This window comes from Pseudomonas sp. O230, assembly GCF_045447035.1.
In the GTDB taxonomy this organism is placed as follows: domain Bacteria; phylum Pseudomonadota; class Gammaproteobacteria; order Pseudomonadales; family Pseudomonadaceae; genus Aquipseudomonas.
On record NZ_JBJGXN010000011.1, the window covers coordinates 228168 to 252597 of the forward strand.

Here is a 24430-nt window from a genome sequence, read left to right on the forward strand (position 1 = left end):
GGCGTTGTAGCGGGCGAGACCGTCCGGGTGTACTGCGTCGTGAAAGTTCACACGTCAACACTCCGGAGGAATCGCAAATGGTACGTCAGTCGCGGGTTTTAATCGATCAACGTATCGAGGTGCTGTTGAGGTAGCCGGCCTTGATCGCGGCGATGATCGCGGCAATTTTGTTGCTGACCCCGAGTTTCAAAATCACGCTTTGAATATGGAAATGGATGGTCCGCGCGCTGAGGTTGAGAATTCGTGCGCTTTCTTCAGCGGTTTTTCCGGCTGCCGCCAGTTCCAATACGTCGATTTCCCGTGGAGACAAGTGCGGCGCGGGCGGCTTCAACGCTTTCTTGGGCAGCGATTGTGCGATCAACGCATGAAGATGACGGCACATGAACACCGAGAAACCGAGATTTTCATATAGCTCCATGGCCGTGATCGGGCAATGGCTCCTTGCCAGGCTCAGAATACTGCACAGGCCGCTCTCTTGGTCATGCAGCGATTGTGACCAGCCGTGCTGCAAGCCTGGTGCTTCAAGGGCCTCCCACAGCGAAGGCACCTTGGAGAAAAGATTTTCGCTCCACAGAATGGGCAGCATGGAGTGATTGCAATGGGCTACTATCGGATCGATCAAGCTTAAATTTTTCTGTTCATACTCCTTGTTCCAACTGCTGGGGTAATTGTTGTGCTGGATAGTGTTGAATTGGTTGTTTTGTGTTTGATAAGTAGTTGAAAAAGCAAAAAATTTAAACCCGATATTTTTAGCGAACTCAAGTGCGATCGGGTACGCGGCATCTATATGCTTCGTGCTCGATAGTTGGTTGAGTTGCGACTCCTTCCACCGCTCCATCATGTATCTCCATTGTTCAATCCGCTGGGGTGCTGATTGGATCCGAGATCCGGCACGAGCCGAGTGTAGGATGAATCCTACATAACGATGAGACTTTTTTGCTTTAGTTGGCTTTAAAAATTAAATATCAAGTTCTAAAAAGTTTTTAGAAAGTGCGGTCGGTTTTGTATGTCGAGTTTAATTTGATAGGTCTTTTTTTAACCGAATGGTACGTCTAAAAAAACACTATTTTGTAATAGTCTGGATTGATAGTTAATGGCACTACAAATCGTCGGTGTTTGTTTCCCATGCTTTGCGGGACACTGGACGCTATCTGTTGAATGGAGCGCCCCATGACTGCCAGTGCAGAAAAATTCACGCGCCAGACCCTGCTCGACGTCAAGCCGTTGACCTCAAACCTGTTCACCCTGCGCACGACACGGGATCCGGGCTTCCGTTTTCGTGCGGGGCAATTCGCCAGGCTTGGTGTGACCAAGGCTGACGGCAGCGTTGTTTGGCGTGCCTATTCCATGGTCTCTTCGCCTTATGACGAGTTCCTCGAATTCTTTTCCATCGTGGTGCCGGGGGGCGAGTTCACCAGTGAGCTGGGCCGGCTGGGCGTCGGCGATACGCTGCTGGTGGACCGCCAGGCCTTCGGTTACCTGACACTTGACCGCTTCGTCGACGGGCGGGATCTATGGTTGTTATCCACAGGCACGGGCGTGGCGCCGTTTCTGTCGATCCTGCAGGACTTCGAGGTGTGGGAGAAATTCGAGCGAATCATCCTGGTCTACAGCGTGCGCGAAGCCCGGGAACTGGCGTATCAGGAACTGATCGCGGAGTTGGCGCAGCGTGACTATCTGGCTGAGTACGCGCACAAGTTTCACTACATTGCCACCGTCACCCGCGAGCAGCATCCAGGCGCCTTGAATGGCCGGATCACCACGTTGATTGAGCGTGGCGAACTGGAGCAGGCGGCAGGTGTGGCGCTGACGGCCGAGCATTCGCGGGTCATGCTGTGTGGTAATCCGCAGATGATCGATGACACGCGAAAACTGCTGAAACAGCGCGACATGCACTTGAGCCTCAGCCGACGCCCCGGGCACGTGGCGGTGGAAAACTACTGGTAAAAAAAACGGCGCCACGAAGGCGCCGTTTTTGCTTGCATCAGATCATTCTGGTCGATTGTTCTGAGCTTTGAGCAGATCACGGATCTCACCCAGCAGCTCTTCTTCCTTGGTCGGAACCGGCGGCAGGGTAGGCGCCACGGCCTCTTCGCGCTTCAAACGGTTGATGGCTTTGACGCCCATGAAAATCGCGAACGCGACGATGATGAAGTCGATCATGCTCTGGATGAACTTGCCGTACGCCAGCACCACCGCCGGAATATCCCCGTTGGCGGCCTTGAGCGTAATGGCCAGGTCACTGAAATCCACCCCACCGATCAGCAGCCCGATTGGCGGCATGACCACGTCGCCGACAAACGACGAAACGATCTTGCCGAAGGCGGCACCGATGATGATACCGACGGCCATGTCGACCACGTTGCCTTTGACCGCGAAGGCCTTGAACTCACTTATCACGCCCATAGGTTGTTTCCTTGTTACAGATGAGGATGGTAACGCAGTGTAAATCAGCCAAATGGTTCTTGCCCGAAACAACTGCTTACAGCGCTTGCTTGCTATCGACCGGATCATCGGGAAAAAGTTTTCAAAATGCCATCACTGGCGCGCAGGTCTGCGTGGTGCAGACCGACGTGCTCACGCAATCCAGTTGAGGGGTGTTGTTTGTCATTCAGTCGCTTGTGCTGATCAGCGGTGGAGGTGGTGGCCAGCATTAAAAGTGTCCGCTTTGCAAAAGTGACTTATTGAATGTAAGGGGAGTGTGCTCGCTATAAGTTTTACAGCACGGAACTTCAAGTATAAGTTCTCGGTGTGAAAAGTAGTGGCCGGAAAACAAAAGGTGCGTGATGTCGTAACGCCATCGATTTGAATCTCTGGATTAAACTCTTGGCTTATTGGGTAATGTTGTACATTAAGTTCTCAGAGTGTTAAGCCTTGTACAGCTTTGTGAGTGTTGGTTTTAACTTTGGCAGGATTGTCTGAACCGCGCGTTGTACAAGTTATGAAAGTTTCAACACGGTCGCTGCCTCGGCAACTGAATAAGTCGCGACAGTACTCCAGTGGGGTAATGCCGTCGCACTGATCCGGTCCAGCTGAGCTATCATCGCGGTTTTTGCCGGGAGTTCAGATGGCCAAGGCCAAGCGCATGTACGGCTGCACCGAGTGCGGCTCAACCTTCCCCAAGTGGGCCGGCCAGTGCGGCGAGTGCGGGGCCTGGAACACCTTGACCGAAACCATGGTCGAGAGTGGCGGTGCCGCAGCGCCCAGCGGTCGCACCGGCTGGACCGGCCAGCAGGCACAGATCAAGACCCTGGCTGAAGTCAGCGTCGAAGAAATACCGCGTTTTTCCACGGCTTCCAGTGAACTCGATCGCGTCTTGGGCGGCGGGCTGGTGGACGGTTCGGTGGTACTGATCGGCGGTGATCCGGGCATCGGTAAATCAACCATCCTGTTGCAAACCTTGTGCAACCTCGCCAAGAGCATGCCGGCGCTGTACGTCACCGGCGAGGAGTCCCAACAGCAAGTGGCCATGCGCGCCCGTCGCTTGGGATTACCGCAGGATCAACTGCGTGTCATGACCGAAACCTGCATCGAAACCATCATCGCCACCGCCCGGGTCGAAAAGCCCAAGGTCATGGTGATCGACTCGATTCAGACGATTTTTACTGAGCAGTTGCAATCGGCACCGGGCGGCGTGTCCCAGGTGCGTGAGAGCGCGGCTTTGCTGGTGCGCTATGCCAAACAGAGTGGCACGGCGATTTTCCTGGTTGGCCACGTGACGAAAGAAGGCGCATTGGCCGGGCCACGCGTGCTGGAACACATGGTTGATACCGTGTTGTATTTCGAGGGCGAATCCGACGGTCGCTTGCGCTTGCTGCGGGCGGTGAAGAACCGTTTCGGCGCGGTCAACGAACTGGGCGTGTTCGGCATGACGGACAAGGGTTTGAAAGAAGTCTCCAACCCTTCGGCGATTTTTCTCACGCGTGCACAGGAAGAAGTCCCCGGCAGTGTGGTCATGGCAACGTGGGAAGGCACCCGGCCAATGCTGGTGGAAGTCCAGGCGCTGGTGGATGACAGTCACTTGGCCAACCCGCGTCGGGTCACGCTGGGGCTGGATCAGAATCGGCTGGCGATGTTGCTGGCGGTTCTGCATCGACACGGCGGCATTCCAACCCACGACCAGGATGTGTTCCTCAACGTGGTCGGTGGCGTGAAGGTGTTGGAAACCGCTTCCGATCTGGCGCTGATGGCGGCGGTCATGTCCAGTTTGCGCAACCGGCCATTGCCCCATGATCTGCTGGTGTTCGGGGAAGTCGGTTTGTCTGGCGAAGTCCGCCCGGTTCCAAGTGGGCAAGAACGCTTGAAAGAAGCCGCCAAGCACGGCTTCAAACGGGCCATCGTGCCCAAGGGCAACGCACCGAAAGAGGCGCCGCCGGGGTTGCAGATCATTGCCGTGACCCGTCTGGAGCAGGCCCTCGACGCACTATTCGCGTAACTGCAGGCATTACCCAATACTGTGGGAGCCGGGCTTGCCCGCGATAGCGGTTTGTCAGTCGACATTTGTGTTAGGGCTGGCACCGCCATCGCGGGCAAGCCCGGCTCCCACAGGGATTTGCGTCGAGTCGTCAGACCTCGATCAACGCACCCAATTCCCGCTCCAGCGCCTTCTGATCCCCCAGATTGAGTTCGATCAACCGCCGCAGGCGCGCTATGGAATCCAGGCTGATGTATCGGCAGACGAAACCTAACTGGTCCAGATCGTCATGCGTTAGCTGCACATCCATCTTTATCTCGACGTCTTTACTCAGATGAATGTCGACGGAAAAAACCTTTTCCCGATCGCCCAGCCACGGTTCGGGTTTTTCGATCAATAACCCCTTGAGTGACAGGTCAATCAGCTTAACTGGCCAGATGAATTCCCCTTGGCACAGCTCGGTTCGGGCGTCGAACGCAATACGTTTGAAGCGGCGGCGATCGGCAGGGTGTTGGCTCATGGCGCAATCCTCTGAATGTTCGCTGACTATAGACCCGCATTGTCAAAGCCTGCCAGCCGAGCGGGCGTCTAGACCAATGTCGGGGTATGGCCTTTGCCGTCAGGCGAGCTAAACTCGAGGTGGCTGTCTTTCTTGTCCACCCTGGCTGGAATAAAAAAATGAAAAATAATAATAGCCTGCTACGCCATCTACCCTGGCTGCTGCTGGCAATTGTCGGAGCGTGCGCTCTTGGTGTCGTGGCATTGCGCCGAGGCGAGGCAATCAACGCCTTGTGGATTGTGGTCGCCGCCGTGGCCATTTATCTGGTTGCGTACCGTTACTACAGTCTGTTCATCGCTAACAATGTGATGCAACTCGATTCGCGACGGGCCACCCCCGCCGTGCTCAATAACGATGGTCTGGACTACGTCCCTACCAACAAACACATCCTCTTCGGTCACCACTTCGCGGCTATCGCTGGCGCAGGTCCGCTGGTCGGTCCGGTACTGGCGGCGCAGATGGGCTACTTGCCCGGCACGCTGTGGCTGATTGCCGGCGTGGTGCTGGCCGGTGCGGTTCAGGACTTCATGGTCCTGTTCATGTCGACTCGCCGCAACGGCCGTTCCCTGGGCGACATGGTCCGTGAAGAAATGGGCCGCATCCCGGGCACCATCGCGCTGTTCGGCTGCTTCCTGATCATGATCATCATCCTCGCGGTGCTGGCGCTGATCGTCGTGAAAGCCCTGGCCGAGAGCCCATGGGGCATTTTCACGGTGATGGCGACCATCCCGATCGCAATGTTCATGGGCATTTACATGCGCTACATCCGCCCGGGTCGCATTGGCGAAATCTCCGTGGTCGGCGTATTGCTGCTGCTGGGTTCGATCTGGCTGGGCGGGCAGATTGCCGCCGATCCGGTGTGGGCCAAGGCGTTCAGTTTCACTGGCGTGCAGATTACGTGGATGCTGGTCGGATACGGTTTCGTGGCCGCCTCGCTGCCGGTCTGGCTGATTCTGGCGCCGCGTGACTACCTGTCGACGTTCCTCAAAATCGGCACCATCGTGGCGTTGGCGATCGGTATCCTGGTCACTATGCCAGAGCTGAAAATGCCCGCATTGACCCAGTTCGTCGATGGCACCGGCCCGGTGTGGAAGGGCGGTCTGTTCCCGTTCCTGTTCATCACCATTGCCTGTGGCGCGGTCTCGGGTTTTCACGCGCTGATCTCCTCAGGCACCACACCTAAACTGTTGGATAACGAGGTCAACGCTCGTTACATCGGTTACGGCGCGATGCTGATGGAATCGTTCGTGGCCATCATGGCGATGGTTGCCGCCTCGGTGATCGAGCCGGGTGTGTATTTCGCCATGAACAGCCCGGCCGCCGTTGTCGGCGGTGACGTGGTGGCAGTGGCGCAAACCGTCAGCAGCTGGGGCTTTGCAATTACCCCGGAAGCGCTGCAAGCGGTGGCCAAGGACATCGGTGAAACCACCATCCTCGCCCGTGCCGGCGGTGCGCCGACCCTGGCGGTCGGTATCGCACAGATCCTCCACAGTGTCCTGCCGGGTGAAAACACCATGGCATTCTGGTACCACTTTGCGATCCTGTTCGAAGCGCTGTTCATCCTGACGGCGGTGGATGCGGGTACGCGTGCCGGTCGCTTCATGCTCCAGGATTTGCTCGGCTCGTTCGTGCCGGCGCTGAAACGCACTGAATCGTGGACCGCCAACCTGATCGCCACCGCCGGTTGTGTGGCGATGTGGGGCTGGTTGCTGTACCAGGGCGTAATTGACCCGTTGGGTGGCATCAACACCTTGTGGCCGCTGTTCGGCATCTCCAACCAGATGCTGGCCGGTATCGCGCTGATGCTCGGCACCGTCGTGCTGATCAAAATGAAACGCCAACGCTATGTCTGGGTGACCATGCTGCCTGCGGTGTGGTTGCTGATCTGTACCACCACGGCTGGCTTCATCAAGTTGTTCGACGCCAACCCGGCGATTGGCTTCCTGTCGCTGGCGAAAAAATACAGCGATGCGCTGGCCAACGGTCAGATCCTCGCGCCGGCCAAGGACATCACTCAGATGCAACACGTGATCTTCAACGCCTACACCAACGCAACGCTGACGGCGCTGTTCCTGTTCGTGGTCTTCAGTATCCTGTTCTACGCGCTCAAGGTCGGTATTTCCGCCTGGGGCAGCAAGGAACGTACGGATAAAGAAGCCCCCTTCCAGGCGCTGCCGGATGCTTGATCGAGGAGTGCAGCATGTTCAATGACCTGAGTCGCCTCGGTAAGTACCTCGGTCAGGCCGCGCGCCTGATGGTCGGGATGCCCGACTACGACAACTACGTCGAGCATATGCAGACCAAACACCCGGACAAACCGGTGATGAGCTATGAGATGTTCTTCCGGGAACGCCAGGAAGCTCGTTACGGTGGCAAGGGTGGGCCGAAGTGCTGTTGATGCGCGAGGCTTAAGCAGCACACCACTGTAGGAGCCCGGCTTGCCGGCGATGGCGTCTTCAAGATCGCTATCGCCGGCAAGCCGGGCTCCTACAGTTTTTTTAGCGCATGGGAGATTTTCGATTTGTTCACACCAATCCCGGTCACGATCCTCAGCGGCTTCCTCGGCGCCGGTAAGACCACGCTGTTGCGCCACCTGCTCAAAGCCGAGCACGGCCTGAAAATCGCCGTGATCGAAAACGAATTCAGTGACGCCGGTATCGACACCCAACTGTTGGGCGACGAGCCGGTGCAAGTGATGACCCTGTCCAATGGCTGCGTCTGCTGCACCATCCACACCGACCTGACCAAGGCGCTGTACCTGTTGCTCGAACGCCTGGACAGCGGCGAAATCGCCTTCGACCGTCTGGTGATCGAGTGCACCGGCCTGGCTGATCCGGCGCCGGTGGCACAGACCTTCTTCATCGACGAGGAACTGCGCGAGCGTTACATCCTCGACGGCATCATTACCCTGGTCGACGCGGCACACGCCGATGTGCACCTGACCCAAACCATCGCCCAGGCGCAGATCGGTTTCGCCGATCGCTTGCTGGTGAGCAAGCGCGATCTGGTGGACGAACCGACCTTTACCGCATTGAGCGAGCGCCTCACCCGCATCAACCGTCGCGCGCCAATTCGCGTAGTCGACCACGGCCAGATCGACCTGGCCGAACTGCTTGATGTGCGCGGCTTCAATCTCAATGCCGACCTCGGTGGCGGCCTGAGTCTGCGCCCGGTCAGCAAAGCGCCTTCCATCGACCGCATTTCCAGCCTGGTGCTGCGTACCGACAAGCCGCTGGATATCGACAAGCTCAGCGAGTTCATGAACGAATTGCTGGAAGAGCATGGCAAGCAACTGCTGCGCTACAAAGGCGTGCTGAACATCCTTGGCGAGCCGCGGCGGATGGTGTTTCAGGGTGTCCTGAAGTTGTACGGATTCGATTGGGACACCGAGTGGGCAGAGGGCGAGGCGCGTGAAAGCGTGATCGTGTTTATTGCCGACGATTTGCCGGAAGAGAAAATCCGGGAAGGGTTTGCGCGGGTGGCCGCGGACTAGAGCCTGAGATTTCTACGAGGCTGATGCCGTCATCGCCGGCTTGCCGGCGATGGCGATCTAACCGGCAACACGATGCTGGCGCGATATCGGTTGTGAGTTCAGCAATACCACCTCCAAATGATCCAGATGCCGGCTCAGCAATACCTCGGCAGTCACCGCATCACCACGTTCCACCGCATTGACAATGTCTTCATGCACCTGCCACTCGCAATAACCTTCTTCTGGCGTATCAAACTGCGCAATCGCCAGCGAGGTCAACGGCACCAGGCTGCCCAAAAAATGCGCCAACGGTGCATTCCCCGCCATTTCAGCCAATTGCAGATGAAACTCCCCGGCCAACTGAATCGCCGCGCCACGCCTCGTGCACAGGCGCTCGCTATCGATCAAGGTGCGCAGGTGTTTCAGATGCTGTGGATGGGGCTGCTGACAGGCCAGCCGCACCACCGTGGTCTCAGTCAGTCGTCGCGCATGCAGCGTCTGCCGGACCTGCTCGCGATCGAGCGCGGTGACTCGAGGGCGATGGTGCGTGCGCAACACGATGATCTGCTGATGGGACAACTGCGTCAGCACCCCCCGAATATCACTGCGGCGCACGCCGAACATCTGCGCGAGACTTTCTTCGGTAAAGCGACTGGCGGCATCGATGCGCTGTTCAAGAATGGCGTCGAAGACTCGCGAGTAAAGGTCGTCCGTCGGCGTGGCAAAGGGCAGGGCAACAAGAGTTTGCACTGAAGCGAAGCTGTTCATGGCCTGTCTCCGGTTTCAATAGGTTTCAACTGCCGAGGTTGTCGTCCGGGATATTCAATTCGATGCCCATCCGCTTTCCTTCGCGAAGGATATGGCGGCGCATCTCGGCACTGGCCTGGGCGCTGTTCTTGCTGCGAATCGCGCGCACCACGGCTTCGTTTTCTTCGAGGCGTTCAGCCAGATGCTCGGGTGAGTTGCGCAGCACTTCGGCGCTTTGCTTGAGGGCATTGCTGGTCTGCTGCACCACGCTCTGGAAAATCGGGTTTGAGGTCAGCGTGAACAGCTCTTCGTGGAACGCGATGTAAGCGTTCACCCCGGCCTCGCTGTCGTTGGCCTCCAGGGCTTCGCGCATGTCCATCAGGGTCAGGCGCAATTGCCCGACTTCCTTGCTGCTGATCGACTGCGCTACCAGACCGACGATAAATGGCTCAAGGGTGTAGCGCAGTTGCAGCACGTCCTCCAGGCTTGCGCCGGCCACCGCGCTGTCATGGCTTTGGCTGTCAGTCAGATGGGCATCCAGCACCACCACGCCTTTGCCCGGCATCGAGCGCACCAGGCCGAGGGTTTCCAGGACGATGACCGCTTCGCGCAGGCTCGGGCGGCTGATGCCCAGTTGCTCGGCCAGTTCACGCTGGCCCGGCAACATTTCGCCAGAGCGCCACTGACCACGGGCCAAGGCGGTCCGGAGTTTTTCTACCACTGAATTGACGACGGTTGACGAGGTAATCACTGTTCGCTCCAAGTCGCGATAAATGTGCCTGCCCGCAGGCAGGCACACGTTGTTTAAAATTCCTGCTGATGCGCCGGGGCAACCGGTTTTCTCGGTTGGAAGGTATAACCGACCTGACCGGAAAGCACCTTGTTTGCCCGTTGGATATCGATGTCTTTTTCCCAGCGGGCGATGGCCACGGTGGCGACGCAGTTGCCGATCAGGTTGGTCAGCGCGCGGCCGATGCCCATGAACCAGTCAACCGCCAGGACCAATACCAGACCGACCACCGGAATCGCTGGAATCGCGGTCAGCGTCGCCGCCAGAATCACCAGCGCCGAGCCGGGAATCCCGTGAGCGCCTTTGGAGGTGATCAGCGACACCAACAGAATGGTCAGCAAATCGGTCATGGCCAACGGCGTACCGGTGGCATTGGCGATGAAGACAATGGCGAGGGTCAGGTAGATCGAAAAACCGTCCAGGTTGAACGAGTACCCGGTTGGAATCACCAGACCCACTGTCGAACTGCCGATACCCAGGTGCTCGAGCTTGCGCATGATTTGCGGCAGCACGGCGTCGGACGAGGCGGTGCCCATGACGATCAGCAATTCTTCGCGCAGGTATTTCAGCAAGGGCCACATCTTCAGGCCCGAAAGGCGCATCACCAGGCCGAGAATCAATGTCACGAACGCCACGCAGGTCAGGTAAAACAGGCCGACCAGACTGCCCAGGTGTTGCAGCGAGTCCAGGCCATATTTGCTCGTGGTGAAGGCAATCGCGCCGAACACACCGATCGGCGCCAGGCGCACGATCATGCCCATGATGCGGAAAATCACGTGGCTCAGCTCATTGATCAGCCGGGAAATACCCGACGCGGCTTCGCCCACCAGGTTCAGCGCGCTGCCGAACAGTACTGAAAACAACAGGACTTGCAGGATGTTGTTCTCTGCGAACGCGCCGATGACCGAGGTCGGGATCAGGTTCATCAGGAACTGGGAGGTGGTTTGCATGTGCTGACCGCGCTGGGCGATGTCGCCCATGTCGGCAGCAGACAACTGCTCCAGATGAATGTTCGCGCCGCTGCCGATGCCGGTGCTGAAGGCGAACACCAGGCCAATCACCAGGGCGATGGTGGTCAGCACTTCGAAGTAGATCACCGATTTCAGGCCGATGCGCCCGACCTTCTTCAAGTCGCCGGCACCGCTGATGCCGCTGACCACCACGCAGAACACGATCAGGCCAATGAGCATCTTGATCAGTTTGATGAAACCGTCGCCGAGCGGTTTGAGCTGGGCTGAATATTCGGGAAGGGTCAGTCCGCAGACGATGCCGAGCACCAGTCCGAGAACCACTTGAAGGAAGATTGAACGCGAGCACCATCTGAGCATGGGAGGAATCCTGGTCGGTGTCCTGGCTGCCGTGCGCGAGGCGCATCAGATTCAGGACTTAATTATTGTGGTCTTACCGGTATGTCCAGTGCAGGCGCAGTCTAGGCGCTAATTTTGGGTTAACGCAAGTGGAAACTGCGAAATTGGCATGACCGGTCTGACCAGTGGCGCTGGTCCTGTAGGAGCCGGCTTGCCGGCGAAGGCGATGGAAAGATCAATGCAAGGCTCAAGAACGGATCGCCAGCAAGCCGGCGCCTACAAATCGCAGACGAAAAAAAACCGGCCATCACTGGCCGGTTTTTTCTGACTGCGGTTTAACGGGCTGATTAAGCGCCGTACACCGGCAGCTTCTTGCAGATGGCCTTGACCTTCTCACGAACGGCGTCGATCACCGCTTCGTTGTTCAGGTCCGCCAGGATGTCGCAGATCCAGCCGGCCAGCTCTTTGCACTCTGCTTCCTTGAAGCCGCGAGTGGTCACAGCCGGAGTGCCGAAGCGCAGGCCGGAGGTGACGAACGGGGAGCGTGGATCGTTTGGCACGGAGTTCTTGTTCACGGTGATGAATGCTTTGCCCAGAGCGGCGTCAGCGTCTTTACCGGAGATTTCCTGCTTGATCAGCGACAGCAGGAACAGGTGGTTTTCAGTACCGCCGGAAACCACGTCGAAACCGCGCTCGATGAATACGCCGGCCATGGCCTTGGCGTTTTTCACCACTTGTTGCTGGTAAACCTTGAACTCAGGCTGCAGTGCTTCCTTGAAGCAGATCGCTTTGGCGGCGATCACGTGCTCCAGCGGGCCACCCTGGGCGCCCGGGAATACGGCGGAGTTCAGCTTCTTCTCGATGTCGGCGTTGGCGCGAGCCAGGATCAAACCGCCACGTGGACCGCGCAGGGTCTTGTGCGTGGTGGTAGTCACGACGTCAGCGAATGGCACCGGGTTCGGGTAGACGCCAGCGGCGACCAGACCGGCCACGTGGGCCATGTCGACGAACAGGTAAGCGCCAACCTTGTCGGCGATTTCGCGGAAGCGCGGGAAGTCGAGGATCTGCGAGTAGGCAGAGAAACCGGCCACGATCATTTTCGGCTTGTGCTCAACGGCCAGACGCTCGACTTCGTCGTAGTCGATCAGGCCATTGGCGTCGATGCCGTACTGAACGGCGTTGTACAGCTTGCCGGAGGAAGAAACGCTGGCACCGTGGGTCAGGTGACCACCGTGAGCCAGGCTCATGCCCAGGATGGTGTCGCCCGCTTGCAGCAGGGCCAGGTAAACGGCGCTGTTGGCTTGCGAACCGGCGTGCGGCTGAACGTTGGCGTAATCGGCGCCGAACAGTTCTTTGGCACGGTCGATGGCCAGTTGCTCGACCACGTCGACGAACTCGCAACCACCGTAGTAGCGCTTGCCCGGGTAGCCTTCGGCGTACTTGTTGGTCAGTACCGAGCCTTGAGCTTCCATCACCGCTGGGCTGGTGTAGTTTTCCGAAGCGATCAGCTCGATGTGTTCTTCCTGGCGCTGAGCTTCTTGCTCCATGGCGGCAAAGAGATCGGCGTCGTACTTGGCAATAGTCAAATCACGGCTGAACATGGCGGTCCTCAAGGATCGGGGCAGAAAAGGGGGGCATTCTAACCCAATGGGTTTTAGATGGCATATGAAAGGAGATCATGTCGCAGACAAGTGGGCTTCATGACGGGATCAGCGGTGATCGTGCCGGCCCCATCGCCGGCAAGCCGGCTCCTACATTTGGAATGCGGTCCCCCATAGGAGCCGGCTTGCCGGCGATGGCGTCCTTTGCCTCACCACAAAACATCAGTCGAACATGAACAACGCATCATTACTGAATTGCGCTTCAAACCGGCCCGCCGGAATCGGACGCCCGAACAGGTAACCCTGAACCTCATCGCAACCATGCTCACGCAGGAAGTCCAGCTGCTCATGGGTTTCCACGCCCTCGGCGATCACCGCCAGGTTGAGGCTGTGGGCCATGGCGATGATCGCGCGGGCAATCTGCGCATCCTGTTCACCCGACGGCAAGCCATCGACAAAGGTGCGGTCGATTTTCAGCACGTCGATCGGGAACTGCTTGAGGTAGTTGAGCGATGAATAACCGGTGCCGAAGTCGTCGACCGCGATGCTCAGGCCAAGGTTTTTCAACCCGGCGAGAATCTGCATTGCCTCGCTGACTTCGCGCATCAGGATACTTTCGGTCAGTTCCAGCTCCAGGCACGCCGGCGGCAGGCCGGTTTCCTTGAGGATGGTGGCGATCCGCGTGCCGAGCTGGCCGTCGGAGAACTGCCGCGCGGAAATGTTCACCGAGACCTTCGGCACTCTTACTTTGGCTTGATGCCAGGTCTTGAGTTGACGACAGGCCTCGCTGATCACCCAGTCGCCAACGTCCACCACCAGACCCAGTTCTTCGAGCACCGGAATGAAATCTCCCGGCGGCACCAGGCCTCGGCGCGGATGGCGCCAGCGCAACAAGGCTTCGGCGCCGGTCAGGCGTTTGCCGTCGCCGCTGAACTGCGGCTGGTAGTACAGAACGAATTCGTTTTGCTCAAGGGCGTGACGCAAGTCGCTTTCCAGCTCCAGACGCTCGAGGGCGCTGGCGTTCATGTCGGCCTGATAGAACTGGAAGTTGTTCTTGCCGCGCTCCTTGGCGTGGTACATCGCGGTGTCGGCGTTCTTCATCAGCTGACTGAGTTCATTGCCATCCTGCGGGCTCAGGGCGATGCCGATACTGGCGGTGACGAAAAATTCGCGGCCTTCGAGCACGAACGGCTTCACCAGGCTGGCGAGGATCTGCTCCGCCACGTGAATCGCCCGGTTCAGAGCGATTTCCCGGTTGATGCGCGGTTGCAGGAGCAAGGTGAATTCGTCGCCGCCCATGCGCGCCACGGTGTCGTCGTCATCGACGCAACCGAGCAGGCGCGTGGCCATTTCCTTGAGCATGCGATCGCCGGCGGCGTGGCCCAGGGAGTCGTTGATCGGCTTGAAACGGTCGAGGTCGAGGAACATCAGCACCACCCAGGACTTCTGCCGTTCCGCCGATTGCAACGCGGTGTGCAGGCGGTCCTGGAACAGTGTGCGGTTGGGCAGATGCGTCAGGGCGTCGTAATAGGCGAGGCGGTGAATCCGTTGTTCACTGGCCTTGCGCTCGCTGATGTCGCTGAAGAAACACACGTAGCTGGCCAGATCGCCTTCGTCGTCGAGTACCGCCGTGATGCCGACCCACGCCGGGTAGTGCTCGCCATTGCGCCGCTTGAGCCAGACTTCACCTTCCCAGGTGCTGTGCTGATTCAATTGCTTGAGCACATAGCGCAGGTGCGCTTCCTGCTGCTCGTCGACGGTCAGCATGTTTGGCAACTGGTCGAGCACTTGCTCCACCGCATAGCCGCTCACGCGACTGAACGCTTCGTTGGCCTGGACGATGTAGCCCGCCGGGTCGGTGATCAGGATTGCCGAGGTCGAGTGTTCGAATACCGTGGCCGCCATGCGCAGGTCTTTCTCGGCGCGGCGTTGCTGGCTGATGTCGCGACCGACACCGAGCACGCCCTCGAAGGCGCCGTGTTCGTCCCAGACCAGCACCAGGCGCAACTCGATCGGAATCTTGCGCCCGTCGGCGCGCAGGCAGTCGAACAAGAACAGTTGGGTCTGCACCTGACTGCGCAATAGCGCCAGTTGCTCGGGTTTACCCAGCGCTTTGCTGACGCGGTCCATCAGGTGATAGATGCCGGTCAATTGTTGCGGGTTGGCAATGGTCGACTGCCAGCCGTTCTGGAAAATCCAGTCGGTGTCGTAGCCCAGCACGGCTTGTACCGACGGGCTGACGTAGTTGAGCGAGAGCTTGTTGTCGGTGGAGAAAATCACGTCGCTGATGCTTTCGGCGAGCATCCGGTAGCGCTGCTCGCTGTCGCGCAGGGACTCACTGGCTTCGATCTGCTCGGTGATGTCCTTGGCCACGCCGATGATCCGTGTGACCTGGTCGTGTTTGTCCCGCGCCAGCGCCTGTTCACGAATATCGAAACGCCGCCATTTGCCGTTGCGGTGACGGAAGCGCAGTTGGCATTGCAGCAATTGCGTATAGCCCGCTTGCCGCTGGGTCTGGCGAGAGCGATGGTAGTGGTCGGCATCTTCGGGGTGCAGCAGGATTTCCCAGAAGTACTCGCCCATCTGATGCAGCTCGGTGCGGTTGTAACCGAGTGTCTGGCCCAGATGATGGTTGCTGAAAATCATGCGCTGGCTGATCACGTCCTGGACGTACAAATGATCCGGCACGGTGCGCACCACATCGGACCAGAACCCTTCACGCTCGAGCAGCGACAGTTCGACGAGCTTGCGACTGGTGATGTCGCTGATGCTCAGGATGACCGCTTTATAGTCGTCCTGGTTTTCCGGCAAGCGCAGCACCAGCCACAGGTGCTGATCGCGGCCATTGGCGTCTTGCAGTTTTATTTCCAGCTCAAACTGTTTCTGCTGATTAAGCACCGCATCGAGCACTTGGTTGCCGATGGCGGTGCCATCCAGCGGATTGCCGTCGATCAGCAACTTCCAGGCTTGTTCGCAGGAATTGACGTTGAGCAGTTGCAGGGCGACCTGGTTGACCTCGGTGATGCGCAGCTCTTGCAGCAACTGCTGGCGCTGTTCCGGGGCTTCCAGCCAGGTTTGCAATTGTTCGGTGCTGTGCAACTGGGCTTTTTCGAAGACGCTCTTGAGGCCAGACACATCGAGTACACAAAGCGCGACGCCGGTGCCTTCGAAAATATCCTGATAGCGCCGGCGACCTTCACTCACCTGGCGCTGACGGCGGCGCATGTTCAGCAGGGCGATCAGCGGCAGCAGAGAGAGCGCCAGCCCCAACAGGCATTTGCCGATAAACGCCGGCAGCAGTTCTTCGATCACACGTTGTCGGTCGAATAACCCGCGCACTTGCCAATCGCTGCCGGTCAGGGGAACCGTCAGCACGCTATTGGCCACATCGTTCGCGGTCAGCTCGCTCGGTTTGGCCAAGGGCTGTGAATCATCGCGGCTGATGACCTGATGATTGACGCGGTTTTCCACCAGCCACAGCGGGCGGATGCCGGCCTCGCTTGGTTTGATCAGTGACGAGAAAAAGCTCGGCGTCAGGCGCAGGACCCAATAACCCCGGGTGCTGCCGCTGGCCTGATGCAGCAGCAGGTGCACCACCGAACCGTTATCGGCATTGCTGAAATAGTGCGCCTGGGCACGGCTGCGGCGTACCAGTTCGACGAGGTAATCGGCGTCCTCGCTGTCGGCGGCGCTGTCGCTGATGACTTTTCCGGAGGGGCTCAACAGCGCGAGGCTGCGCAGCTCGGGCAGGGACTTTTGCAGCTTGCTCAGCAGCTCCTGCTGTTCGTCGGCGCTTTGCGGCTGTTCGACGATCGGTAGCAGGTTAAGGGCGATCTGCGCATTGAGCGACATGTTCAGGCTGACTTGCGCCGCCATATCGGCGGTGTAGTCGATGGTGTACTGGCGCTGGTTTTTCTGGGTTTCGCGCAGTTGATCCAGCAACTGCCAGAACAGCAACGCGAGCAACAAAAGCACGAGTGTCGCCAGCGCGCCCTTCAATGTTCCGCGCAGGGGGGTACCGGTCACCGCAGTCGGTGCACGGGTGGTCAAGGGCGGAGTGACATTAGACAAACTGTAATCCTGCGGTTTGGCTGGACTGGCGCGACGTGCACTATAAGCCGGACGCCCGGAGGGCGGCTAGCATGCCTTGAGTTGTGGCAAAGTGCCAGTCCTGCTCGGCTGGACTGCCATCTGTCATTAAGGTAGCTTTGCCGGTTACGCGGGAGCGTTCCAGCTCCTAGAATCAGACTTTTTCAGCGCGCACTTATTGATAGCTATCAGTCGGACGACGCGCACGGTCTGGCCGGGCATCGCCTGCGCTCCAATCATTCATCTGTCACTGACCCAAGGTTCTCCATGGCTCAATACGTCTTCACCATGCATCGGCTGGGCAAAGTTGTTCCGCCGAAGCGGGAAATCCTGAAAAACATTTCGCTGTCCTTCTTCCCCGGCGCCAAGATCGGCGTGCTCGGCCTCAACGGTTCGGGTAAATCCACGCTGCTGAAAATCATGGCCGGCGTCGACACCGAGTTCGAGGGCGAAGCCCGTCCGATGCCGGAGCTGAACATCGGCTACCTGCCACAGGAACCGATCCTGGACCCGACCAAGACCGTGCGTGAAGTGGTCGAGGAAGCGGTCAGCGTGATCAAGAACGCCCAGGCGCGCCTGGACGAGGTCTACGCGGCCTACGCTGATGAGGATGCCGATTTCGACAAACTGGCGGCTGAACAGGCCAAGCTCGAAGCCATCCTGCAAGCCAGCGACGGTCACAACCTGGAGCGTCAACTGGAAGTCGCCGCCGATGCGCTGCGCCTGCCGGCCTGGGACGCCAAGGTCGAATTCCTTTCCGGCGGTGAAAAACGTCGTGTGGCCCTGTGCCGCCTGCTGCTGTCCGCCCCGGACATGCTGCTGCTCGACGAACCGACCAACCACCTGGATGCCGATTCCGTCGCCTGGCTGGAGCACTTCCTGCACGATTTCCCGGGTACCGTGGTTGCGATCACGCACGACCGTTACTTCCTGGACAACGTTGCTGGCTGGATCCTCGAACTCGACCGCGGCGCCGGTATCCCTTACGAGGGCAACTATTCGGGTTGGCTCGAAGCCAAGTCCGATCGTCTCGCTGCCGAATCCAAGCAGCAGTCGGCCCACGAAAAAGCCATGAAGGAAGAACTGGAGTGGGTGCGCAAAGGCGCCAAGGCCCGCCAGTCCAAATCCAAGGCGCGTCTGCAACGCTTCGAAGAAATGCAATCGCTGGAATTCCAGAAGCGTTCGGAAACCAACGAGATCTACATCCCGGCCGGTCCGCGCCTGGGCGACAAGGTCATCGAGTTCAAGAACGTCTCCAAGGGCTATGGCGATCGCGTGTTGATCGACAACCTGTCGTTCTCCATGCCGAAGGGCGCCATCGTTGGCGTGATCGGCGGTAACGGTGCGGGTAAATCCACGCTGTTCCGCATGCTGATGGGCAAGGAACAACCGGACTCGGGCAGCATCGAAGTCGGCGAAACCGTGCAACTGGCCTGCGTCGATCAGAGCCGCGAAGACCTGGACGGCAGCAAGACTGTGTTCCAGCAAATCTCCGACGGTTCGGACCAGATCCGCATCGGCAACTACGAGATTCCGTCGCGGACCTACGTTGGTCGCTTCAACTTCAAGGGCGGCGATCAGCAGAAGTTCGTCAAGGATCTGTCCGGTGGTGAGCGCGGTCGCTTGCACCTGGCCCTGACCCTGAAGGAGGGCGGTAACGTCCTGCTGCTCGACGAACCGTCCAACGACCTTGACGTTGAAACCCTGCGTTCGCTGGAAGAAGCCCTGCTGGACTTCCCTGGCGCCGCCATTGTGATCTCTCACGATCGGTGGTTCCTTGACCGCGTCGCGACGCACATCCTGGCGTACGAAGACGACTCGCAAGCGGTGTTCTTCGAAGGCAACTACACCGAATACGAAGCCGATCGCAAAAAGCGCCTCGGCGAAGCGGCGGCCCAGCCGCATCGTGTACGGCACAAAAAACTGGCCTGATTTCGGCTGGGTTGCATGAAAAAACGGAGCCTTCGGGCTCCGTTTTTTTTGCCTGTTTTCTGTGACACCGAGGTGTGTTCATCGATGGCAAGCCAGCTCCCACAGGGATCTGTGGTGATCGCAGGATCTGAGAACACTGGAGATCCCTGTGGGAGCGGGCTTGCCCGCGAAAGCGGTCTCGATGGCAGTGCATGTCTCAAACCTGGAATCCCTATTCGGGTGCGAAAATCACCCGGATAACCGATTAATTTATATCCAATGCACCATTTAATTTCATAACTGCGACATTTTGCGCTGTCATGGTGCGCAATCTGTTTGCTAAAGTCCGGCCCAATCTCTTCCAACGACAATAAATTTGCCGAGACTTTTCCATGATCGAATCCGTCGAAACCTTCCTTGCCCGACTGAAAAAACGCGACCCGGACCAACCTGAATTCCACCAGGCTGTTGAAGAAGTCCTGCGCAGCCTGTGGCCGTTTCTCGAAGCCAATCCGCATTATCTGACCTCCGGCATTCTGGAGCGGATCTGCGAACCGGAGCGGGCGATCGTGTTTCGCGTTTCCTGGGTCGACGATCAGGGCAAGGTGCAGGTCAATCGCGGGTTCCGTGTGCAGATGAACAGCGCGATCGGCCCGTATAAGGGCGGTTTGCGTTTCCATCCTTCGGTGAACCTCGGCGTGCTGAAATTCCTCGCCTTCGAACAAACCTTCAAAAACTCCCTGACCTCGTTGCCCATGGGCGGCGGCAAGGGGGGCTCGGACTTCGACCCGAAAGGCAAAAGCGACGCGGAAGTCATGCGTTTTTGCCAGGCCTTCATGAGCGAGTTGTACCGTCACATCGGTGCGGACGTTGACGTGCCGGCCGGTGATATCGGCGTCGGTGCCCGCGAGATCGGTTTCCTGTTCGGCCAGTACAAGCGCCTGAGCAACCAGTTCACCAGCGTGTTGACCGGCAAGGGTCCGAGCTATGGCGGGAGCCTGATTCGCCCGGAAGCCACCGGTTTCGGTTGCGTGTACTTCGCCGAGGAAATGCTCAAACGCAGCGGTGAGGCCGTCGAAGGCAAGCGCGTAGCGATCTCGGGTTCCGGTAACGTTGCGCAGTACGCGGCGCGCAAGGTCATGGACCTGGGCGGCAAGGTGATTTCGCTCTCGGACTCCGAAGGCACGCTTTACTGCGAGGCCGGTTTGACCGAAGAGCAATGGCTGGCGCTGCTGGAGCTGAAAAACGTCACACGTGGGCGGATCAGCGAACTGGCCCGCCGTTTCGGTCTGGAGTTCCGTGCAGGCCAGTGCCCGTGGGATCTGGTGTGCGACATCGCGTTGCCCTGCGCCACTCAAAACGAACTGGATGCCGAGGCCGCGCGTACGCTGCTGCGCAACGGCTGTGTCTGTGTGGCAGAAGGCGCGAACATGCCCACCACGCTGGAAGCCGTGGACCTGTTTATCGACGCGGGGATTTTGTTCGCGCCGGGCAAGGCGTCCAATGCCGGCGGCGTTGCGGTGAGCGGGCTGGAGATGTCGCAGAACGCCATGCGCCTGCTGTGGACCGGCGGGGAAGTGGACAGCAAACTCCACGGGATCATGCAGTCGATCCACCATGCGTGCGTGCATTACGGTGAAGAGAACGGCCGCATCAACTACGTCAAAGGCGCGAACATTGCCGGTTTCGTCAAAGTCGCCGACGCCATGCTCGCCCAGGGTGTGGTTTAAGCCGGTTCAATGCGGATGATTTCGATCATCTGATCGCCGGCCGGGCGTTGCCACAGCACCTCGTCGCCGAGTTGCGCCCCAAGCAATGCCCGGCCCAGCGGTGAGCCCCAGTTGATCAGGCCCGCAGACGCGTCGGCCTGATCCTCGCCGACCAGTTGCACCGTTTGCTCGGTGCTGTGCTCGTCGGCGAAGGTCACGCGGCTGCCGATCTGCACTTTTTGCGTTGAGCTGGCGGCGGTTACAACCTGAGCGCTTTGCAGGCGCTGATTGAAGTAGCGCAGGTCTCGTTCAAGATCGGCCTGGCGCTGCTTGTCGGCCTGCTCGCCTTTGGCCGATTGTTCGCTGTGCAATTGCTGCAGCTCGGCGACTTTCGCCTGCAACTGGGCAAGGCCTGCGGGTGTGACGTAATTGGGCTGCGCGCTGACCTGCCGTTCGACTGGCTGATCGGCTTGCGCGGCGACGTTGTCTTCATTGACGAAGGCGCGACTCATGGTGTTCTCCCGTTATAGGGTTTGGGCCATGGTCACAGGCTTTTAGTTTCGGCGGATGTCTGGCAGCGACTCATGGCGAGCGAAACGCACGGGCGGCGCCCTGATCTTTCTGTTGTTGCCAGGCCTTTTCACGTTCGTCCCAATGGTGGCTGCGATAGTCCTCGCGGTCTTCGCTTTCACGCATGGCCTGGCACTGCCGGAAGCCATCGCTCCAGCCTTCGGCGTATTGCTTGTCCTTGAGATAACGCGGGACGTTCTTGCGAAACTCACCGGTGATCGCCCCGGCGGCTTGTCGGCCACTGCTGCAGCCGTCATCGAAACCATCGGCGAAGGCCGGTGGATAACCCTTGGCGATCAGATCTTCGTGGGTCGTCTGACAGCCCATGATCAACATCAATACACCCACCACACCCACGCAACGCCACATCTCGGACTCCCGGCCGTTCAACGGCCTATACGTGAAGTCTAGGAGTGGATTCGTGAGGCGTTTGTGAAAGGCGTGTGATGGATCTGTCAGGTAGCGAAAACCCGTTGTAGGAGCCGGCTTGCCGGCGATGGCATCGATGCGGTCATTCAGGTTGCACCGCAGTGATGCCATCGCCGGCAAGCCGGCTGCTACAGGTCAGTAGTGATACCACTTCACCTCAAGCATCACTTCGTTTTCGGGGGAAGCGAGGTGGCTGAACTCGCGCTGGGCGCTCAGGCGCAAGCCGAGGTTGCGCGACAATTCCCACTGCTGATTCAGACTCACGCTACGGCGCACTTCGCCATTGGTGAAGAAGTCCCCCTTGGCCTCCAGGCTGAAATTGCCCAGCGGGTTCTTCCACAGCACACCGCTGTTGAAACCCGCCGCCGGGGCGATGAAACCGGCGAAGTCATTGTTGTGCTCGACGCGCACGGTGCCCAAGGCAAAACCGAGCATGTCGTCGGCCAGTTGCCAGGTGCCGCCGCCACCGCCGTTGACGTGACTGACCAGCGTCTCATCGTCATGTTTGCCCGGCACCCGCTCAAGGCCGCCGGTGACCTGCCACGACAGCGGTTGCAGCAGCTCGTTGCGCGGGGTCAGAGAGCGAATGGTCGCCAGATCCAGTTGCTGCAACTGCCACTGGTTGCCTTCGTACTGGCGCAGTTTCATCTGCAGGATTTCGATCTGCGCGCCGAGGGGAAAGCTTTCCGAGTTGTCGTTGAGATCGTGATACGCCATGCGCAGGCCATATTCACCGAAGGCCTTGTCGCCTCGGGTGCCAATGCCGGCTTGCCAGGTGCGCGATTCATGACCGTCCTCGGGCAGGCCGGGTTGCGGGATGTCCAGCTCCGGCGCCGGGTTCTGGTTGATCGCCCGCAGCAATTCAAAACTGCGTTGCGCCCGTTGCGGGTCGCGTTCCTGGCCGTTGGCGCGGTAGCGTTCGAGCCGGTAAGCCGCGTCGATGATCAGCGCCTGACGCTCGCGCGGTTGCGCCTTGAACGCCGGTTCCTGCAACTGTTTCTGGTCGGCGCTGACTTTCAGCACCCACTGCTGTTCTTCAGGATTCAACGGTTCGGCGCGGCTCAGCAGCTCACGTTCGCGGGACGGCCGATACTGAATGGACTCCACCAGGCCGGCTTCTTTCACCGCTTTGACCGTGTCGGTGGGAATGGCAGTCAGCGGGAATTGTTCAGTCAGGCGCAGGCTCGGACGCGCCACTTGCAGCAATTCCAGCAGGCGATAGGAGCAGTTTTCGTCGAAGAAAAAATAGTCGAACTGGATCTGCTTGAGTTCCCAGACGTGCTCGATCATGCGCTCGGTTTCTTGCTGTGACAGGTTCAGCCGGTACTCCCACAGGTCGCGGTTTTCCAGGCTGCGGTATTCCGAGAGTTTTTCCTGGTACGGCACCAGCGCAAACAGGCCCGGATAGCCGCCCATCAAACCTTTCCAGGCGTAGAGGATGCTGTTGTCCGAGCCTTCGATGTAGGCGCCGAAGTTGATTGCGTAGCTGAGCAGCGACGTCTTGTCGCTCTGCACATCCGCCTGATCGATGCGCAACAAGGTGTGGCCGAACATCGATGACGGACTGTTCAAATAGGCTGCCGGAAAAATCATTACGGCGCTGTGGGGCGAGACATCCTTGAACCATTGCTTGAACTCGGCGCAGTCCAGTGTCGGCAGATCAGTCAGATTGAGTTGTGCTTTCAGCCAGCGAGTACGCGCCGGGTAGACGCATTGCGCGTGTTGTTCGCCGGCACTGGCCGGGGCATACAGCGCCTGCACGGTGGCCGCCAGTTCGCGGTCGGGGTGTTCGTTGCCGTCGGGCGCCAGAAAGAATTTCTTGTCGCTGACATAGCTGCGCCAGCCACCCAGCTTGGCGGTTTCGTAATGACCGAGGGAAATCCAGAAGGGATCGTTGGCCAGTTGCTGCAAACGTTGATTGTCGATGTGAGGCGCGGCGGACAGCGGGGCGCAGACACAGAGCGCCAGCCAGGCAAGGCGTTTGAGCATAGTGGGCAACTTAGATATTCGAGAATAAAGACCCAAAAAAAGGGGCAGGTCCAAAAAATAAAACCCGCTCCCCGAAAGGAGCGGGCGGGTCGAGCTTAAGCTTGAGTTACGTACTTCGCCAGACGAGGATCGGCCTTCAAAACGGCCAGGGTGTTGGTATGTACATCATCAGCGGTCACGTCAGCCTTGCTGAAAATCTGCTGGAAGTGCTCGTGAGTCACGGCAGCGAAGCGCGCACGGTCTTCCGGCGCCACGCCCAGTACCACGGCGTAAGTCGTCAGCGCTTCGCCGTTACCTTTAGCCATGTCTTCGGACAGTTCGTTCATCATGCCATTCATGGCAAGCCAGGATTTGCCGCCATAAGTCAGCGACGCATTAGTCGAGCAACCGTTGGTACCGGAAGTCATACCGAATGTTGCGTTGCCGGAAGTGCCGTTGGTGGTGGATGCCAGGAAGTGAGCCGGGGTGCCACGCTGACCTTCGAACAGCATGTTGCCCCAACCGCAATCCGGACCGCCTGGCGCCTGTGCCATAGCGTTGAGGGATACAACGGTGAAGAGAGTACCGAGAAGAATCCGTTTCATAGCTTTGTTCTCTTTATGTGCATACCAATGGACAAGGGGTCTGGCCCGATCTGGCGCCAGTGGGCCGGTTATTGTTCCAGCCGCGCAGTTTGGAGTTTAGGCATGTTCCAAGGGTTCCGTGACATTTTGTGAAATATTCGTTGAAAACGTTGATTTAGACCCGGTCCGCCTGGGGATAACCGTTTAGCTATGCTTTGGCTCAAGGAGCGCCTTGCAAGTGAGGTATGGGCAGCGCCAGAATGCCGCTATCTGCCCCGCC

At 58.8% G+C, this 24430-nt stretch carries 20 protein-coding genes; 7 read left to right on the forward strand and 13 right to left on the reverse strand.

The genetic code is table 11. From position 1 onward, the window contains the following. Nucleotides 1-106: 106 nt before the first annotated feature. Nucleotides 107-838 carry an autoinducer binding domain-containing protein gene (locus ACI77H_RS24445; protein ID WP_407014210.1) on the reverse strand — a complete coding sequence of 244 codons (732 nt, stop codon included), beginning with the start codon at nucleotides 836-838 and terminating at the stop codon, nucleotides 107-109. Nucleotides 839-1170: 332 nt separating this feature from the next. Between ACI77H_RS24445 and ACI77H_RS24450 the strand changes: the two genes are divergently transcribed. Next, nucleotides 1171-1947, forward strand: coding sequence for a ferredoxin--NADP reductase (locus ACI77H_RS24450; protein WP_407014211.1), 777 nt, complete (start codon nucleotides 1171-1173; stop codon nucleotides 1945-1947). 42 nt (nucleotides 1948-1989) lie between these two features. Here the strand turns inward: ACI77H_RS24450 and mscL are convergent, their stop codons facing one another. Both mscL and ACI77H_RS24460 read right to left on the reverse strand, forming a co-directional pair. Continuing rightward, nucleotides 1990-2406 (reverse strand): large-conductance mechanosensitive channel protein MscL, encoded by a 417-nt coding sequence (gene mscL, locus ACI77H_RS24455; RefSeq protein WP_017340883.1) that lies wholly within the window; start codon nucleotides 2404-2406, stop codon nucleotides 1990-1992. Between the two features lie 104 nt (nucleotides 2407-2510). Further along, the gene (locus ACI77H_RS24460; RefSeq protein WP_407014212.1) at nucleotides 2511-2654 is read right to left on the reverse strand and encodes a hypothetical protein; all 144 of its coding nucleotides are present in this window, start codon (nucleotides 2652-2654) and stop codon (nucleotides 2511-2513) included. 413 nt (nucleotides 2655-3067) lie between these two features. Between ACI77H_RS24460 and radA the strand changes: the two genes are divergently transcribed. Further along, nucleotides 3068-4435, forward strand: coding sequence for a DNA repair protein RadA (gene radA, locus ACI77H_RS24465; RefSeq protein ID WP_407014213.1), 1368 nt, complete (start codon nucleotides 3068-3070; stop codon nucleotides 4433-4435). 130 nt (nucleotides 4436-4565) lie between these two features. Here radA and ACI77H_RS24470 read toward each other — a convergent pair whose 3' ends face one another. Further along, the gene (locus ACI77H_RS24470; protein WP_407014214.1) at nucleotides 4566-4934 is read right to left on the reverse strand and encodes a PilZ domain-containing protein; all 369 of its coding nucleotides are present in this window, start codon (nucleotides 4932-4934) and stop codon (nucleotides 4566-4568) included. A 158-nt stretch (nucleotides 4935-5092) separates the two neighbouring features. Here ACI77H_RS24470 and ACI77H_RS24475 point away from each other — a divergent pair, with 158 nt between their 5' ends. The 3 genes from ACI77H_RS24475 to yjiA all read left to right on the forward strand — a co-directional run bounded on the left by ACI77H_RS24475 (nucleotide 5093) and on the right by yjiA (nucleotide 8466). Then, on the forward strand, nucleotides 5093-7159 hold the full coding sequence (locus ACI77H_RS24475; RefSeq protein ID WP_407014215.1) for a carbon starvation CstA family protein: 2067 nt from the start codon (nucleotides 5093-5095) through the stop codon (nucleotides 7157-7159). A gap of 14 nt (nucleotides 7160-7173) precedes the next feature. After that, on the forward strand, nucleotides 7174-7371 hold the full coding sequence (locus ACI77H_RS24480; RefSeq protein ID WP_007895266.1) for a YbdD/YjiX family protein: 198 nt from the start codon (nucleotides 7174-7176) through the stop codon (nucleotides 7369-7371). Between the two features lie 123 nt (nucleotides 7372-7494). Next, nucleotides 7495-8466 (forward strand): GTPase, encoded by a 972-nt coding sequence (gene yjiA, locus ACI77H_RS24485; RefSeq protein ID WP_407014216.1) that lies wholly within the window; start codon nucleotides 7495-7497, stop codon nucleotides 8464-8466. A 57-nt stretch (nucleotides 8467-8523) separates the two neighbouring features. Here the strand turns inward: yjiA and ACI77H_RS24490 are convergent, their stop codons facing one another. From ACI77H_RS24490 to ACI77H_RS24510, 5 genes are all read right to left on the reverse strand, one after another. Next, nucleotides 8524-9213 (reverse strand): GntR family transcriptional regulator, encoded by a 690-nt coding sequence (locus ACI77H_RS24490; protein ID WP_407014217.1) that lies wholly within the window; start codon nucleotides 9211-9213, stop codon nucleotides 8524-8526. A 25-nt stretch (nucleotides 9214-9238) separates the two neighbouring features. After that, nucleotides 9239-9943, reverse strand: a complete 705-nt coding sequence (locus tag ACI77H_RS24495) for a FadR/GntR family transcriptional regulator (protein WP_407014218.1) — start codon at nucleotides 9941-9943, stop codon at nucleotides 9239-9241. Between the two features lie 53 nt (nucleotides 9944-9996). Continuing rightward, on the reverse strand, nucleotides 9997-11310 hold the full coding sequence (locus tag ACI77H_RS24500; protein WP_407014219.1) for a C4-dicarboxylate transporter DctA: 1314 nt from the start codon (nucleotides 11308-11310) through the stop codon (nucleotides 9997-9999). A gap of 326 nt (nucleotides 11311-11636) precedes the next feature. Further along, a complete protein-coding gene (glyA, locus tag ACI77H_RS24505) occupies nucleotides 11637-12890 on the reverse strand; it encodes a serine hydroxymethyltransferase (protein ID WP_407014220.1) in 1254 nt (417 codons plus the stop codon). Nucleotides 12891-13112: 222 nt separating this feature from the next. Then, nucleotides 13113-16961 (reverse strand): EAL domain-containing protein, encoded by a 3849-nt coding sequence (locus ACI77H_RS24510; protein WP_407014221.1) that lies wholly within the window; start codon nucleotides 16959-16961, stop codon nucleotides 13113-13115. A gap of 285 nt (nucleotides 16962-17246) precedes the next feature. Between ACI77H_RS24510 and ettA the strand changes: the two genes are divergently transcribed. Continuing rightward, the gene (gene ettA / locus ACI77H_RS24515; protein WP_407014222.1) at nucleotides 17247-18911 is read left to right on the forward strand and encodes an energy-dependent translational throttle protein EttA; all 1665 of its coding nucleotides are present in this window, start codon (nucleotides 17247-17249) and stop codon (nucleotides 18909-18911) included. A gap of 371 nt (nucleotides 18912-19282) precedes the next feature. Further along, complete coding sequence (gdhA, locus tag ACI77H_RS24520) at nucleotides 19283-20620, forward strand: NADP-specific glutamate dehydrogenase (RefSeq protein WP_407014223.1); 1338 nt, start codon at nucleotides 19283-19285, stop codon at nucleotides 20618-20620. Here the strand turns inward: gdhA and ACI77H_RS24525 are convergent. The 4 genes from ACI77H_RS24525 to ACI77H_RS24540 all read right to left on the reverse strand — a co-directional run bounded on the left by ACI77H_RS24525 (nucleotide 20617) and on the right by ACI77H_RS24540 (nucleotide 24171). Further along, nucleotides 20617-21111 carry a GreA/GreB family elongation factor gene (locus ACI77H_RS24525; protein WP_407014224.1) on the reverse strand — a complete coding sequence of 165 codons (495 nt, stop codon included), beginning with the start codon at nucleotides 21109-21111 and terminating at the stop codon, nucleotides 20617-20619. The two genes, gdhA and ACI77H_RS24525, sit on opposite strands and share 4 nt — an antisense overlap. Nucleotides 21112-21181: 70 nt before the next feature. Continuing rightward, nucleotides 21182-21538 carry a hypothetical protein gene (locus ACI77H_RS24530; RefSeq protein ID WP_407014225.1) on the reverse strand — a complete coding sequence of 119 codons (357 nt, stop codon included), beginning with the start codon at nucleotides 21536-21538 and terminating at the stop codon, nucleotides 21182-21184. Nucleotides 21539-21733: 195 nt separating this feature from the next. Continuing rightward, the gene (locus ACI77H_RS24535; protein ID WP_407014226.1) at nucleotides 21734-23587 is read right to left on the reverse strand and encodes a DUF4105 domain-containing protein; all 1854 of its coding nucleotides are present in this window, start codon (nucleotides 23585-23587) and stop codon (nucleotides 21734-21736) included. 95 nt (nucleotides 23588-23682) lie between these two features. After that, the gene (locus ACI77H_RS24540; protein ID WP_407014227.1) at nucleotides 23683-24171 is read right to left on the reverse strand and encodes a DUF3015 domain-containing protein; all 489 of its coding nucleotides are present in this window, start codon (nucleotides 24169-24171) and stop codon (nucleotides 23683-23685) included. Nucleotides 24172-24430: the final 259 nt, after the last annotated feature.

Excerpts from the sequence above, each read along its gene's own strand:
- ACI77H_RS24445 (WP_407014210.1), bottom strand. The coding sequence starts at position 838 with ATGGAGCGGTGGAAGGAGTCGCAACTCAACCAACTATCGAGCACGAAG.
- ACI77H_RS24450 (WP_407014211.1), top strand. The coding sequence starts at position 1,171 with ATGACTGCCAGTGCAGAAAAATTCACGCGCCAGACCCTGCTCGACGTC.
- mscL (WP_017340883.1), bottom strand. The coding sequence starts at position 2,406 with ATGGGCGTGATAAGTGAGTTCAAGGCCTTCGCGGTCAAAGGCAACGTG.
- ACI77H_RS24460 (WP_407014212.1), bottom strand. The coding sequence starts at position 2,654 with ATGCTGGCCACCACCTCCACCGCTGATCAGCACAAGCGACTGAATGAC.
- radA (WP_407014213.1), top strand. The coding sequence starts at position 3,068 with ATGGCCAAGGCCAAGCGCATGTACGGCTGCACCGAGTGCGGCTCAACC.
- ACI77H_RS24470 (WP_407014214.1), bottom strand. The coding sequence starts at position 4,934 with ATGAGCCAACACCCTGCCGATCGCCGCCGCTTCAAACGTATTGCGTTC.
- ACI77H_RS24475 (WP_407014215.1), top strand. The coding sequence starts at position 5,093 with ATGAAAAATAATAATAGCCTGCTACGCCATCTACCCTGGCTGCTGCTG.
- ACI77H_RS24480 (WP_007895266.1), top strand. The coding sequence starts at position 7,174 with ATGTTCAATGACCTGAGTCGCCTCGGTAAGTACCTCGGTCAGGCCGCG.
- ACI77H_RS24490 (WP_407014217.1), bottom strand. The coding sequence starts at position 9,213 with ATGAACAGCTTCGCTTCAGTGCAAACTCTTGTTGCCCTGCCCTTTGCC.
- ACI77H_RS24500 (WP_407014219.1), bottom strand. The coding sequence starts at position 11,310 with ATGCTCAGATGGTGCTCGCGTTCAATCTTCCTTCAAGTGGTTCTCGGA.
- glyA (WP_407014220.1), bottom strand. The coding sequence starts at position 12,890 with ATGTTCAGCCGTGATTTGACTATTGCCAAGTACGACGCCGATCTCTTT.
- ettA (WP_407014222.1), top strand. The coding sequence starts at position 17,247 with ATGGCTCAATACGTCTTCACCATGCATCGGCTGGGCAAAGTTGTTCCG.
- gdhA (WP_407014223.1), top strand. The coding sequence starts at position 19,283 with ATGATCGAATCCGTCGAAACCTTCCTTGCCCGACTGAAAAAACGCGAC.
- ACI77H_RS24525 (WP_407014224.1), bottom strand. The coding sequence starts at position 21,111 with ATGAGTCGCGCCTTCGTCAATGAAGACAACGTCGCCGCGCAAGCCGAT.
- ACI77H_RS24530 (WP_407014225.1), bottom strand. The coding sequence starts at position 21,538 with ATGTGGCGTTGCGTGGGTGTGGTGGGTGTATTGATGTTGATCATGGGC.
- ACI77H_RS24535 (WP_407014226.1), bottom strand. The coding sequence starts at position 23,587 with ATGCTCAAACGCCTTGCCTGGCTGGCGCTCTGTGTCTGCGCCCCGCTG.
- ACI77H_RS24540 (WP_407014227.1), bottom strand. The coding sequence starts at position 24,171 with ATGAAACGGATTCTTCTCGGTACTCTCTTCACCGTTGTATCCCTCAAC.